General features: G+C 48.7%; 14 protein-coding genes. All 14 read left to right on the top strand.

Going from position 1 to position 13,931, the window contains the following annotated elements:
• Nucleotides 1-2: 2 nt before the first annotated feature.
• The 14 genes from DWV73_RS02265 (at nt 3) to obgE (ending at nt 13,789) form a co-directional block, all read left to right on the top strand.
• Nucleotides 3-1,529 carry an RsmB/NOP family class I SAM-dependent RNA methyltransferase gene (locus DWV73_RS02265; RefSeq protein WP_117795439.1) on the top strand — a complete coding sequence of 509 codons (1,527 nt, stop codon included), beginning with the start codon at nt 3-5 and terminating at the stop codon, nt 1,527-1,529.
• Entirely contained in the window at nt 1,529-2,998 is a 1,470-nt protein-coding gene (locus DWV73_RS13120) for a pseudouridine synthase (protein WP_117795437.1), read from the top strand. The genes DWV73_RS02265 and DWV73_RS13120 overlap by 1 nt, the downstream gene beginning before the upstream one ends.
• A 1-nt stretch (nt 2,999) precedes the next feature.
• Nucleotides 3,000-5,042: a YgiQ family radical SAM protein gene (locus tag DWV73_RS02255; protein ID WP_242995702.1), complete on the top strand. Its 2,043-nt coding sequence runs from the start codon at nt 3,000-3,002 to the stop codon at nt 5,040-5,042.
• A 67-nt stretch (nt 5,043-5,109) separates the two neighbouring features.
• Nucleotides 5,110-5,874 (top strand): SDR family NAD(P)-dependent oxidoreductase, encoded by a 765-nt coding sequence (locus DWV73_RS02250; protein WP_117795435.1) that lies wholly within the window; start codon nt 5,110-5,112, stop codon nt 5,872-5,874.
• A 57-nt stretch (nt 5,875-5,931) separates the two neighbouring features.
• Complete coding sequence (locus DWV73_RS02245; RefSeq protein WP_022358597.1) at nt 5,932-6,501, top strand: hypothetical protein; 570 nt, start codon at nt 5,932-5,934, stop codon at nt 6,499-6,501.
• Nucleotides 6,502-6,519: 18 nt separating this feature from the next.
• The gene (locus DWV73_RS02240) at nt 6,520-7,518 is read left to right on the top strand and encodes an RluA family pseudouridine synthase (protein ID WP_117795433.1); all 999 of its coding nucleotides are present in this window, start codon (nt 6,520-6,522) and stop codon (nt 7,516-7,518) included.
• Between the two features lie 47 nt (nt 7,519-7,565).
• Nucleotides 7,566-8,111 (top strand): Holliday junction resolvase RecU, encoded by a 546-nt coding sequence (locus DWV73_RS02235; protein ID WP_117795431.1) that lies wholly within the window; start codon nt 7,566-7,568, stop codon nt 8,109-8,111.
• Nucleotides 8,108-9,427: a peptidase T gene (pepT, locus tag DWV73_RS02230; protein ID WP_117795428.1), complete on the top strand. Its 1,320-nt coding sequence runs from the start codon at nt 8,108-8,110 to the stop codon at nt 9,425-9,427. Before DWV73_RS02235 ends, pepT begins: the two co-directional genes overlap by 4 nt.
• A 377-nt stretch (nt 9,428-9,804) precedes the next feature.
• On the top strand, nt 9,805-10,128 hold the full coding sequence (locus tag DWV73_RS02225) for a hypothetical protein (protein ID WP_147341919.1): 324 nt from the start codon (nt 9,805-9,807) through the stop codon (nt 10,126-10,128).
• Nucleotides 10,129-10,493: 365 nt separating this feature from the next.
• Nucleotides 10,494-11,360, top strand: coding sequence for a transposase (locus tag DWV73_RS02220; RefSeq protein WP_117795424.1), 867 nt, complete (start codon nt 10,494-10,496; stop codon nt 11,358-11,360).
• 139 nt (nt 11,361-11,499) lie between these two features.
• Nucleotides 11,500-11,808 carry a 50S ribosomal protein L21 gene (rplU, locus tag DWV73_RS02215; protein ID WP_106999905.1) on the top strand — a complete coding sequence of 103 codons (309 nt, stop codon included), beginning with the start codon at nt 11,500-11,502 and terminating at the stop codon, nt 11,806-11,808.
• A 5-nt stretch (nt 11,809-11,813) separates the two neighbouring features.
• A complete protein-coding gene (locus tag DWV73_RS02210) occupies nt 11,814-12,143 on the top strand; it encodes a ribosomal-processing cysteine protease Prp (RefSeq protein ID WP_022359434.1) in 330 nt (109 codons plus the stop codon).
• Nucleotides 12,144-12,146: 3 nt separating this feature from the next.
• Nucleotides 12,147-12,437, top strand: coding sequence for a 50S ribosomal protein L27 (gene rpmA / locus DWV73_RS02205; RefSeq protein ID WP_022359433.1), 291 nt, complete (start codon nt 12,147-12,149; stop codon nt 12,435-12,437).
• A gap of 59 nt (nt 12,438-12,496) precedes the next feature.
• Nucleotides 12,497-13,789 carry a GTPase ObgE gene (gene obgE, locus DWV73_RS02200; RefSeq protein WP_106999904.1) on the top strand — a complete coding sequence of 431 codons (1,293 nt, stop codon included), beginning with the start codon at nt 12,497-12,499 and terminating at the stop codon, nt 13,787-13,789.
• Nucleotides 13,790-13,931 lie beyond the last annotated feature (142 nt).

Genomic DNA, 13,931 nt, shown 5'->3' with positions numbered 1-13,931 from the left:
GATTGGATTACCGAGAACTGCCGGAAGAATTTCTTGAAAAAATGAAACAATTTCTGGGGGAGGAATACCCGGAGTATCTGGCTTCGTATGAGGAAGAGCCGCGTTCAGGGCTGCGCGTCAACACGGGCAGGCTGACACCGGAACAGTTTTTAGAGATGGCACAGACGGCGGACTGGAATTTGAAACCAGTGCCGTGGACGAAGAACGGTTTTTATTATCAGGGCGAACGCCCATCCAGGCATCCGTGGTACTACGCGGGACTCTACTATTTGCAGGAACCGAGTGCGATGTCACCGGCGGCATGGCTGCCGATCAAGCCGGGCGACCGGGTTCTGGATTTGTGCGCGGCACCGGGCGGTAAAAGTACGGAACTGGCGGCGAAATTAGCCGGTACAGGTGTCCTGTTTTCCAATGATATCAGCAATTCGCGCGCAAAAGCGCTTCTTAAAAATCTGGAAATGTTCGGAGCGGGAAATATCTGTGTAACGAGCGAGGCACCGGAAAAAATGGCTGGCATCCTGCCGGAGTTTTTTGATAAGATTCTGGTCGATGCGCCGTGCTCCGGCGAAGGTATGTTCCGCCGCGATCCGTCGATGGTAAAGAGCTGGAACGAAAAAGGTCCCGATTATTATGCGCCTCTGCAGCGCCAGATTCTCGACTGTGCCGTGCAGATGCTTGCGCCGGGCGGGAAACTGGTTTATTCGACCTGTACCTTTGACAGGGGCGAGGACGAGGGGACGATCGAGTATATTCTGGAGAAATATCCGGAGATGGCGGTCGTGCCGCAGAAACCGGAATATGGCTTTGAGGGAAGCCGTGGCATTGAGGGCTGTCTGAGATTGTTTCCGCACCGTCTGGAGGGCGAAGGACATTTTGTTGCGCTGCTGGAGAAGCGGGCGGAGAAACCGGACGCAAATGTCAGGGATTTGGAAAATGCTGGTGAGAAAGCATTGAGCGCTCCACTTTCGGTAGAGAAAATAGAAGCGCGGTTGTGCCGTATGGCGCAAGATGGTAAGTCCAGACAGATGGCTTATGGAAAAGCGGAAGGGAAAACGTTTAGAAAAGGAAAAAACGGGGTGCAAAACCAGACAGCCGAAGACTTTTCTCCCCTGTTCGACCTTCTGCGCCAGCTTCCGGTAAGAACCTGGAATCCCGATCAATTCTACCGTGACAACGAGCGCATCTATTATCTCCCGGCAGCGCTGGCAGGCGACAATACGCGCTATTTTAAGCCGCTCCGCTGTCTGCGTACCGGGCTTCTGCTCGGAGAACTGAAAAAAGGGCGGTTTGAACCATCCCAGGCGCTGGCGATGAACCTGCGGATGAAGGAATTTGTAAATTACTTAAATTTTAATGCCTCGGATGAGCGCACGATCCGCTATTTAAAGGGCGAGACATTGACAGCCGCAGAGGAAGAGGCAGCAGATGGTCTTGTACTAATCTGTGTGGATGGATTTCCACTTGGCTGGGCGCAGAAACGGGGCGGTCAGCTTAAAAATAAATACAATCCCGGATGGAGGTGGCAGTGATGGGACAGGGTAAAAGTATACGTTTAGACCGTTTCCTGGCAGAGATGAAGCAGGGAACGCGCAGTCAGGTAAAAGAGATGATCCGCAAAGGGCGGGTTCTGGTCGATGGAACCGTCTGCCGCGAGTCTGACCGGAAAATATTCCCGGACGAAACCCGGGTTACACTGGATGGACAGCCGGTTGGCTGGGCAGACACGGAATATTATATGTTAAATAAACCGCAGGGCGTCGTTTCCGCAACGGAAGACGGGCGCTATCAGACTGTCATTGACCTTATTGATGAAGCAAAGCGAAAAGACCTCTTCCCGGTCGGACGCCTCGATATTGATACGGAAGGACTGCTTCTCATCACAAACGACGGTGCGCTGGCGCATGAGCTTCTGGCACCGAAAAAACACGTGGATAAGGTCTATTTTGCACGCGTAAAGGGAACACTGAAAGAAGGAATCGAAGCGCGCTTTCAGGCAGGACTGACGCTGAAGGATGGCACACCGGTACGGCCGGCAGAGCTTGTGATCGAGAAAAAATGGAACGACGCAGGAGAAGACCTCTGCGAGGCGCGCCTGACCATCCATGAAGGAAAATTTCATCAGGTAAAGCGGATGTTTGAGGCAGAGGGCGGCGAAGTCATTTACCTGAAACGCCTTTCGATGGGACCGCTTGCCCTGGATGAGGCACTGGCGACGGGAGAGTACCGGGCGCTGACGGAAGATGAAATTAGAGCGTTAAAAGAAAGAACGCTAATCTCACAAAATTGTGTATCGAATGACGAAAATTTGTCAGACATCCAAAATAACACACCTCCTGAAATTAATTGGAACACAGTAGACGCCGTCCTCTTCGATCTCGACGGCACCCTGGTCGATTCCATGTGGATGTGGAAAGCGATCGACGTGGAATTTTTAAAGCGTTACGGCTATGACTGTCCGGAAGATCTTGAGAAGGTGATCGAGGGCATGAGTTTTTCCGAGACAGCAATCTATTTTAAAGATCGCTTCCAGCTGCCGATGACCCTGGATGAGATAAAGGCCATCTGGATTGAAATGTCGATCGATAAATACCGCCATGAGGTACCGCTGAAATCGGGTGTTGCGGAATTTCTTTCATTTTTAAAGAAAAAAGGAATCCGCATGGGAATTGCAACGAGCAATGCACAGGATATGGTAGCAGCCGTGCTGGATTCTCTGGATATCCGTTCCTATTTCGGTGTGGTGGCAACTGCCTGTGAGGTGGCAGCAGGAAAACCGGCGCCGGATATCTATCTGAAAGTAGCGGCGGATCTGGGCGTACAGCCGGAAAAATGTCTGGTATTTGAGGACGTCCCGGCGGGGATTCTGGCTGGAAAACGGGCTGGTATGCGCGTCGGCGCGGTCGAGGACGTATTTTCACTTTCCATGACCGAAGAAAAGAAAGAATTAGCTGATTTTTATATCCGGGACTACCGGGAACTGATACAGGGGGCAAGATAAAATGATACATGATTTTTTACCGATCTGCCGGGCGGATATGGACAAGCGCGGCTGGGAGAGCTGCGATTTTGTCTACGTGTGCGGGGATGCGTATGTCGATCATCCGTCATTCGGCCACGCGATCATCAGCCGTATGCTCGAAGCGCACGGCTATAAAGTAGGCATCATCGCCCAGCCGGACTGGAAGAATCAGAAATCCATCCAGATTTTGGGTGAGCCGCGTCTCGGATGGCTGGTTAGTGCCGGAAATATGGATTCGATGGTGAATCATTACTCTGTTTCCAAAAAGCGCCGCGCAAAGGATTCCTACACACCGGGCGGCGAGATGGGAAAACGTCCGGATTATGCGACGATCGTCTATTCTAACCTGATCCGCACCTGGTCGAAAAAGCCGATCATTCTCGGCGGTATCGAAGCCAGCCTGCGGCGTCTGGCACATTATGATTACTGGTCTGGAAAAATGAAACGGTCCATTCTGCTGGATTCCCAGGCAGATCTGATTTCCTACGGAATGGGCGAGCGCTCGATCGTGGAGATCGCGGATGCACTGGCCAGCGGCATCGAGGCAAAGGATATCACCTTCATCGAGGGAACTGTTTATAAGGCGGAAAACCTGGATTCTGTTTACGACGAAATCCGTCTGCCGTCTTACCGCGAGGTTTCCTCTGATAAAAAGACGTATGCGGAGAGCTTTTACACCCAGTACAGCAACACCGATCCATTTTCGGGAAAACGCCTCGTTGAGCCGTACAGCGACCGCCTCTATGTGGTCCAGAATCCGGCGGCGAAACCACTGACCCAGGAAGAGATGGACGATGTTTACGCACTTCCATACATGAGAACCTGGCATCCGTGTTACGATGCAGCGGGTGGTATTCCAGCGATCACGGAAGTAAAATTCAGCCTGATCAGCAACCGCGGATGCTTCGGCGGATGCAGCTTCTGTGCGCTGACCTTCCATCAGGGACGCATCGTGCAGACCCGCAGCCATGAATCAATTATTCAGGAAGCAGAACTTTTGACCCAGGAACCAGATTTCAAGGGGTACATCCACGATGTCGGCGGTCCGACCGCAAACTTCCGGCACCCGGCATGCGAAAAACAGATGACCTACGGTGCCTGTCCGCACAAACAGTGCCTGTTCCCGCAGCCGTGCAAAAACATGAATGCCGATCACAGCGACTATATTTCCCTGTTAAAGAAGCTGCGGGCGATTCCGAAGGTAAAAAAAGTTTTCATCCGTTCGGGTATCCGTTTCGATTATCTGCTGGCGGAGAAAAACCGGGCATTCTTGCGGGAGCTTTGTCAGTACCATGTCAGCGGACAGCTCAAGGTAGCGCCGGAACATATATCGGATAATGTATTAAAACGGATGGGAAAACCGGAGAATAAGGTTTACCGCCAGTTCATGAAGGAATATGCAGCGATGAATGACTCGCTGGGAATGAAGCAGTACCTCGTTCCGTACCTGATGTCCTCCCATCCGGGTTCCACGCTCAAGGAGGCGATCGAACTGGCAGAATATCTGCGCGACCTCGGCTACATGCCGGAGCAGGTGCAGGATTTCTATCCGACGCCATCCACACTATCTACATGTATGTATTACACGGGATATGATCCGCGCACGATGGAAAAAGTGTACGTGCCGACCAACCCGCATGAGAAAGCGATGCAGCGTGCGCTGATCCAGTACCGCAACCCGAAAAACTATGATCTGGTACTGGAAGCACTCCGTCTGGCAGGCAGAACGGATCTGATCGGTTTTGATAAGAAATGCCTGATCCGTCCGCGGCAGATCAAAGGACGCGATTTCGCGGCTGGCGGATATAAAGGGGCGCATCATGGCAGCCAGACGGCAAAACCGGCTGCTGCCAATCGTGCAAAAGACACCAAACGACCGGCTGTGGGCAGTATGGCCGGGCACAAACAGACCGGCATAAATGGAAATGGACGAAATGCGGGGGGATTTGGCAGCGCTGGTGTTGGAAAGAACGGTGGCAGCGGAAAGAAAAAAGCCATCCGGAACGTGCACAAGAAGAAATAAAACTCATGTACTCTCGGAATGCAGGAAAGACTCCGAGAGTACATACTTGAGACGGGAGGAATTTCTCATGAAAATTGCGATAATTACAGGTGCCTCTTCCGGCATGGGGCGCGAGGCAGCCAGACAGCTGGCGGATCGCTTTTCGGGACTCCAGGAAGTCTGGCTGATTGCCCGCCGGATGGACCGGATGCAGGAGCTGGAACGGACGCTGCCGATCCCGGCGCGTTGTTTTTCCATCGATTTGACGGATGCATCCCAGCGCGAGACGCTGGAAAACGAGCTGGCGGCGCGCAAGCCCAACGTAAAGATCCTGGTAAATGCTTCCGGCTTTGGTAAAATCGGAACAGTCGGGAACCTGCCGCTTGACGATGAAACGGGAATGGTAGAACTCAACTGCGGGGCGCTGTGCGCGGTCACGCATATGGCGCTTCCCTATATGAGCGAAAACAGTCGGCTTCTCCAGTTCGCGTCGGCAGCGTCCTTTCTGCCGCAGCCAGGATTTGCCATCTATGCAGCAACCAAGGCATTTGTTTTAAGCTACACCCGCGCCCTGCGGGAAGAACTCCGTCCGCGCAGAATCGGTGTGACGGCGGTCTGCCCCGGACCGGTCAAAACCGAGTTTTTCGACATTGCCGAGACAACCGGGGAGATTCCTCTTTATAAGCGTCTGGTGATGGCAGATCCGCACAAAGTTGTAAAACTTGCCATCCGCGACTGTATGGCGGGAAAAAGCGTGTCGGTTTACGGCGTATGGATGAAGGCATTCTTTGTGCTCTGCAAGGTAGTGCCGCATGAATGGATTCTGCGCGCGATGCAGGCGTTAAACCATTAAATCAGACAAAAAGCTAGTATCATTCAATAAAAACATGATAGAAAGGATTTTTACACCGTGAAAAAGATAAAAAAAGGCGATTATGGCTACCGCAATCATTTCAAGCGGAAACAGCTTTTTATCATCGCACTTCTGGCATTATTTATCATCGCACAGCTGGTTGGGCGGTCTTTTACAGACAATGATTCCGTCAAAAAAATTCTGACGGTCATGGCGATCGTCACGGTACTTCCGGCGGCGAATCTCGCTTCCCCGCTGATTGCCATTTTCAAATACCATACGCCGGAGCAGGCGTTTCATGAGGCATATATGCCGTATGAGGAAAAATTTGAAGTTCTCTATGATCTGGTTCTGACGACACCGGAAGATGTGATTCCGTCCGATGTGACCGTCGTTCACCCGACCGGCATCTATGTGTACTGCATTAATCCAAAGCTGAATGTAAAGCGCGCGGAGGCAGGTTTAAATGAACTGTTAAAGGCTAACAAACTGGATCCGAACCTGAAAATCGTGACCTCACGCAGCACCTTTGACAAGCGGATTCACAGCCTGAAACCGGCGTCAGAGTATGAGGACGATGGAACTGTAGAGTACGGTGTGCGCGTAATAAAAGGATTATCGATGTAAAAAAGGGAGGCGGCAGCCATGCGGATGCTGACAGTATCTAAAAATGAGGCGGGGCAGCGCCTGGACAAGCTGCTGGCAAAATATCTGAATCTGGCGGGAAAAAGCTTCATTTATAAAATGATGCGGAAGAAAAATATTACCCTGAACGGAAAAAAATGCGACGGTTCCGAACATCTGACCGAGGGCGATGAGATCAAGCTGTTTCTGGCAGAGGAGACGATCGAGAAATTTTCGGAAGTGAAGATTCAGAAGGTTCAAAAGAAAAAGCTCGATATCGTCTACGAGGACGAACATATTTTACTGATCAATAAGCCATCTGGAATGCTGTCCCAGAAAGCGAAAGAGACGGATGAATCGCTGGTCGAATACCTGATCGACTATCTGCTGGATTCCGGCAAATTAAAGAAAGAGGACCTGGCGTGCTTCCGCCCGTCCGTCTGCAACCGCCTCGACCGCAACACAAGCGGCATCGTGGCAGCTGGACGTTCCCTGCCGGGACTGCAGATCATGTCCGAGGTCATCAAGGATCGGAGTCTGGGAAAATATTATGTCTGCGTCGTGCGGGGAATCGTAAAAGGCGAAGCCCGCATCGAGGGATGGCTGACGAAAAATGAAAAGACGAATCAGGTGTCGATCCGAAAAGAGGAGACCCCTGGAAGTCTGCCGATCCGGACTGCATACAGACCGCTGGTATCTGGAAATGGATATACCCTTCTGGAGGTTCATCTGATCACCGGACGATCCCACCAGATCCGCGCCCACCTGGCTTCCATCGGACACCCGATCGCCGGGGATCCAAAGTACGGCGATCCCCGGGTCAATGAGGAAGTGAAGAAACGCTTCGGCGTCCGTTCGCAGATGCTTCATGCGTGGCGGCTGGTAATGCCGGAAACGATCTCCGAGCCGCTTTCATATCTGGCGGGCAAAGAATTTACCGCGCCTATGCCGGCGGAGATGAAGCAGATGGAAACGATGATGAAATCAGCTCCAAAACGCCCAGCCAGTCATCGCCCGTAAATTTTAAATTGTGGGAAAAACTAAAAAATGAGTGGAGGAGCAACAACATGGGGACATGGAACAGCCGGGGACTTCGTGGTTCAACCCTGGAGGATATGATAAACCACACAAATGATCTTTACCGAGAGAAAAAGCTGGCATTGATCCAGAAAATCCCGACGCCGATCACGCCCGTCTCGATCGATAAAAGCAGCCGCCATATCACGCTGGCGTATTTCGATCAGAAGAGTACCGTCGATTACATCGGCGCGATTCAGGGCGTCCCGGTCTGCTTTGATGCGAAAGAATGCGCGGCAGATACATTTCCACTGCAGAACGTCCATCCGCATCAGGTCGCATTTATGCGGGAATTTGAAGAGCAGGGCGGGATTGCTTTCTTAATTATATATTTTTCACAGAGGGATGAACTTTACTACCTGCCATTTTTCCATCTGGACGCATACTGGGAGCGGATGCAGCAGGGCGGACGAAAGAGTTTTACATATGAGGAAATGGATAAAACGTGGCGCATCAAAAGCCACCGGGATATATTAGTCCATTATCTGGAACCGCTGAGCCGGGATTTAGGAGAAAGAGAGGATGATTTTTCATGAAAACAGCCGTAGAACGTTTTTTGAAATATGTATCATATGATACGCAGTCAGACGAGGCATATGACACCTGCCCGAGCACAAAAAAACAGCTTCTGTTAGCCAATGAGCTGAAACGCGAGCTGGAAGAAATGGGTGCATCCGATGTGCGGATGAGCGAGTACGGATACTTGTTTGCACGCATTCCGGATAATACAGGCAGTACCTCTGCACCGCAAGAAGCGGAAGCTTCTTTCAGCACTGCGTCTGCTCACGGTGCATCCGGCGTTGGACAGAAAGCCACCATCCCGGCGCTTGGCTTCATTTCCCACATGGACACCGCGCCGTCCTTAACCGGAACAAACGTAAAGCCGCGCATCGTCCAGGCATATGACGGCAAAGATATCGTATTAAATGCAGAAAAACAAATTGTCATGAAAGTTTCAGAATTTCCGTTTTTAGCCGACTTAAAAGGTCAGGATCTGATCGTAACCGACGGAACCACGCTTCTGGGCGCCGACGATAAGGCAGGCGTGGCGGAGATCATGACGATGGCAGAATATTTCCTGACCCATCCGGAGATTCTGCACGGCGAGATCTGCATCGGGTTTACGCCGGACGAGGAGATCGGACGCGGCGCCGATCGTTTCGATGTGAAAGACTTCGGCGCGGCGGTTGCTTACACGGTAGACGGCGGTCCGATCGGCGAGATCGAATATGAAAATTTCAACGCCGCTTCCGGCAAAGTCCGGATTCAGGGAGCCAGCATCCATCCGGGTGATGCGAAGCTCAAGATGAAAAATGCCCTTCTCATCGGCATGGAATTTCAGAGCCTGCTGCCGGTCTTCGAAAATCCGATGTACACAGAAGGTTATGAGGGATTCTATCACCTGGATGAAATGAGCGGAAATGTAGAAGAGGCGCAGTTAAATTATATCATCCGCGATCACGACCATGAAAAATTTGAACAGAAAAAGAAATTTTTCGCCGAAGCCGCCGATTTCCTGAACCGCAAATACGGTAAGGGCACCGTGATCGCCGAAGTAACGGACAGCTACTACAACATGAAAGAAAAAATTGAGCCGTGCATGTACCTGATCGATACCGCCAAAGAGGCGATGACAGCCTGCGGCATCGAGCCGGAGGTCGTTCCGATCCGCGGCGGCACCGACGGCGCCCGCCTCTCCTACATGGGGCTCCCGTGCCCGAACCTCTGCACCGGCGGATATAACTATCATGGAAAATATGAATTTATTCCGGTGGCGTCATTGGAGAAGACGTCCAGGGTTCTAGTGGAGATTGGGAAAAAGTTTGCTGTCATAAGAAGCAGTGTAGAGTGATTATGAAATAAAGACAATCCTTTAAACAGGCAAATTGCCCTTATATAATAGTGCAAATTGCCTGTTTACTTTCATGAACTGGTAAGTCAATATTAATTTTTCTGTTAAATGGAATCCATTTCATTATTTCTATTATAAAATTTATTATGGAAACAGGATGAGCTTCATACTGGATATTTTATATTTTTTAGACTTCTATGGAATCGGATATTTTTGTGCTAAAAAGCTAACGAAAAAAAACGGATACAATTCCGCTTGATTTTTCGCTCTCAAACAAAGCATTTCTGTTTGGTCTGGGTGGTGCGTTTGCTGGGGTGTGTTTGAATCTATTTTTTAATCGGAATTTTCATGTAAACTTTTTCAGATGGCAGTCGTTTATGATTTGTTTTGGTGGATTCACTCTCATGTACCTTATTACCAGTCATACCAGTAAAAATAGAAGCGTCAGCGCAAATGAAACATTGTCACAAAAAGCGTCATCCAATATGCAGCCTATAAACAATGTATCCGCAGCAGAGGCAACGGAGCAGCCACTAACCAGAGCAGCGACAGAAATACCCATCAACCAGGAACATTTTTTTGTTGCAGACATTGATAACGAACTAGATTATGTTTTTTTAGATGAAATTTTATATCAATCATTTAATGGAACTGGCTTAAAGATAGTTGCTATTTTCCCCTTCCCCCGCTACCAGGTTTAAAATCTCCAAGTGTATACAAGTATGTTTATGCATAATATGATTTTGAAAAATGCTTCCTTATTTTTGCACAAATATATAGAATCACTTTTAGCCATATTGTATGTATCATTTCACATACAGGAAATACACCCGTTATATGTTTGTGCGTATTTACAGAATAAATGGTTGCAAAATTCTTACTTGCATATCCGAACCAGATATGTTACATTTAACTCATCAAGCATATATATTTCTTTATCTGCAATTCAAGCAATCTTATATTCTAATTATTAATCTGAGAAATCTTATGCTTATCCAACTTGGCAATACGAAAGAGCAGGAGATTCTCAGAAAAGCCAGATTCTCCTGTCAGAAAGGGGAGAATTATGGGGAATTTAATGAGGGTGCGGAGAAATCACAAGGACACGCTGTTCCGGATGCTGTTCAGCACAAGGGAGAATCTGCTGAGTTTGTACAATGCAGTGAATCATTCGCATTATACAGATCCGAAAGAATTGGAGATTGTGACGCTGAAAAATGCTGTATATATGAATATGAAAAACGATCAGGCATTTTTGCTGGATATGCAGTTAAACTTATATGAACATCAATCGACATGGAATCCGAATATGCCACTGCGTTTTCTGTTCTATGTGGCGAAAGAGTACCAGATGCTGGTCCGGAACCAGACCTTGTACGCATCGGCATTGGTGGAATTGCCGACACCGCATTTTGTAGTATTCTACAATGGAGAAAAAGAACGGGAGGCGGAGGGGCTGCTTAAATTGTCACATTCGTTCATGCAGAAGACAGAACATCCTGAGCTGGAATTGCTTGTGAAGGTTTTAAATATCAATCTGGATAAAAATCTGGAGATCCTGGAAACCTGTCGGTTGTTGAAAGAGTATATGCTGTTGGTTCATAAAATACGGCAGTATGCGATTGAATACAAAGATATCAATCAGGCAGCTGAAAAGGCTGTGACGGAATGTATTGATGAAAATATATTGGCAGAGTTTCTGAGGAAGAATCGAGCGGAGGCGATAGAGGTGTGTATTTTTGAGTATGACGAGAAGAGGGAAACGGAATTGATACGGAAGGCGGAGTTTGCAGAAGGGGAGAAGGTTGGTGAGGCTAAAATACTTTTAAACCTGATTGAAAAAGGCATACTAACAAAGGAACAAGCCCTTGAACAATTTGGTGGTACTTATGAGGACTTGGAAAAAGCAGCTTTATCCGTAACACTGGTTTGAAATTTTCTCCCAAATTCAAGAAAAAACCATTGACAGATCCATATTCCGATGCTAGAATATCTAAGTGTGCCGCACAGCGAGGCTAAAAGTGCGCAAGCCGCCATAGCTGGCGAGTAATGATAATAGGAGGTGCCATCAGATGTACGCGATTATTGCAACAGGTGGTAAGCAGTATAAGGTTGCCGAGGGCGATGTAATCAAAGTTGAGAGACTCGGTGCTGCTGCAGGTGAAGCTGTTACTTTCGATCAGGTTCTGGCTGTTAACAACGGTGAGATGAAGATCGGATGCCCGACTGTAGAGGGTGCTACTGTATCCGCAACAGTTGTTAAAGAAGGCAAAGGCAAAAAAGTTATCGTTTACAAGTATAAGAGAAAAACTGGCTACCATAAGAAAAATGGTCACAGACAGCTCTTTACAGAAGTTAAGATCGAAAAGATCAACGCTTAATTGAAATGATTCAAGTAGACGTATACTCCGATTCCAAAGGATGTACCACGGGAGTGGAAGTAAAGGGACATGCTGGATATGATGAGTACGGCAAAGATATTGTCTGTGCGGCTGTATCCGTTCTGACTGTCAATATGGCTAATTCGGTGGAAAAATTTACCGATGACGGTTTTAAGGGCAGTGTGGATGAAAAGACAGGTCAGTTTATTTTTCATTTTACCGGTACTGTAAGTGCGGAATCAAAACTCCTGATGGATTCGCTGATACTTGGACTTACCGATATCGCGGAGAGTTATGGAGATAAATACATTAAAATTCGATTCAGGGAGGTGTAACGCATGTTTAAAATGAACCTTCAGTTATTCGCTCATAAAAAAGGTGTTGGTTCCACAAAGAACGGTCGTGATTCTGAGTCTAAGAGACTTGGTGCGAAGAGAGCAGACGGACAGTTCGTATTAGCTGGCAACATTCTTTACAGACAGCGCGGAACCAAGATTCATCCAGGTGTGAACGTAGGACGCGGTGGAGATGATACATTATTCGCTATGGTTGACGGCGTCGTAAAGTTTGAAAGAAAGGGCAGAGACAAAAAGCAGGTTTCTGTTTACCCGAGAACAATTAACGAATAATTATAAAGAAGCTCCATACGGATTGTATGGAGCTTCTTTCAGATCAGAAGGAGGTATTTATGTTTGCCGACAGTGCAAAAATTTATATCAGATCCGGAAAAGGCGGCGACGGTCATGTCAGCTTCCGCCGGGAACTTTTCGTAGCTGCTGGCGGTCCGGACGGCGGCGATGGCGGTCGCGGCGGCGATGTCATTTTTGAAGTGGACGACGGACTGAATACCCTGACCGATTTCCGTCATGTCCGCAAATATGTGGCTGGCGACGGAGAGCAGGGCGGAAAGCGCCGCTGTCACGGAGCAGACGGCGAGGATCTGATTGTCAAGGTTCCAGAAGGAACCGTTATCAAGGATTTTGAATCCGGTAAGGTAATCGCGGATATGTCCGGCGAGAACCGCCGAGAAGTGATTTTAAAAGGTGGCAAGGGCGGTCTTGGAAATATGCACTTTGCGACCTCGACGATGCAGGTTCCGAAGTATGCACAGCCGGGACAGCCGGCACAGGAACTCTGGGTACAGCTGGAATTAAAGGTAATCGCAGATGTTGGTCTGGTTGGTTTCCCGAACGTCGGTAAATCGACCTTACTTTCACGCGTTTCCAATGCACGTCCGAAGATTGCCAATTACCATTTCACGACGCTGAACCCGCATCTTGGAGTGGTTGATCTGCAGGATGGACAAGGCTTTGTCATGGCAGATATTCCGGGGCTTATCGAGGGTGCTTCCCAGGGAATCGGTCTGGGACATGATTTCCTGCGCCATATCGAGAGAACCAAGGTTCTCGTTCATGTTGTGGATGCGGCATCCGTCGAGGGACGTGATCCGGTTGAGGATATCCGTACCATCAATGCGGAGTTAAAAGCATATAATCCGTCGCTTTTAGAGCGTCCGCAGGTGATTGCTGCCAACAAGGTAGATTCGATTTACAATACCGGCGAAGAGGACTGGGAAGACCCGGTAGAGCGCTTAAAACGCGAATTTGAGCCGGAAGGCATCCAGGTATTTGCCATTTCTGCAGTTACCGGACAGGGTGTAAAAGAGCTCCTTTACCATGTAAATGATCTGCTGAAAACGGTTGACCGCAAGCCAGTTATTTTCGAAAAAGAATTTGAGTACCAGTATCAGGGCGAGAATCTTCCGTATACCGTGGAACGCAATGAAGATGGTATTTATGTGGTAGAAGGACCGAAGATCGAGAAGATGCTCGGTTACACAAACCTTGATTCTGAGAAGGGCTTCCAGTTCTTCCAGAAATTCTTAAAGGACAGCGGTATTCTGGCTGAGCTGGAAGAAGCTGGCATCGAAGAGGGCGATACAGTTCGTATGTATGGTCTTGAATTTGATTACTATAAATAATTGACATTTACGTAACTGTTCAGTACCTTCACAGTCACGCGCAAAAATCCATTAAAAATTGCCTACGGCAATGGGATTTTTGCCTGCTGGTCCATGTTTTCGTACGGTCAGCGCAGTAAATGCGCAGACCTACTGAATAGTT

This window comes from Clostridium sp. AF12-41, from assembly GCF_003461685.1.
GTDB lineage: Bacteria > Bacillota > Clostridia > Lachnospirales > Lachnospiraceae > Otoolea > Otoolea fessa.
Note: the sequence above shows the minus strand (reverse complement) of the source record. Positions and strands in the feature narration are given on the sequence as shown.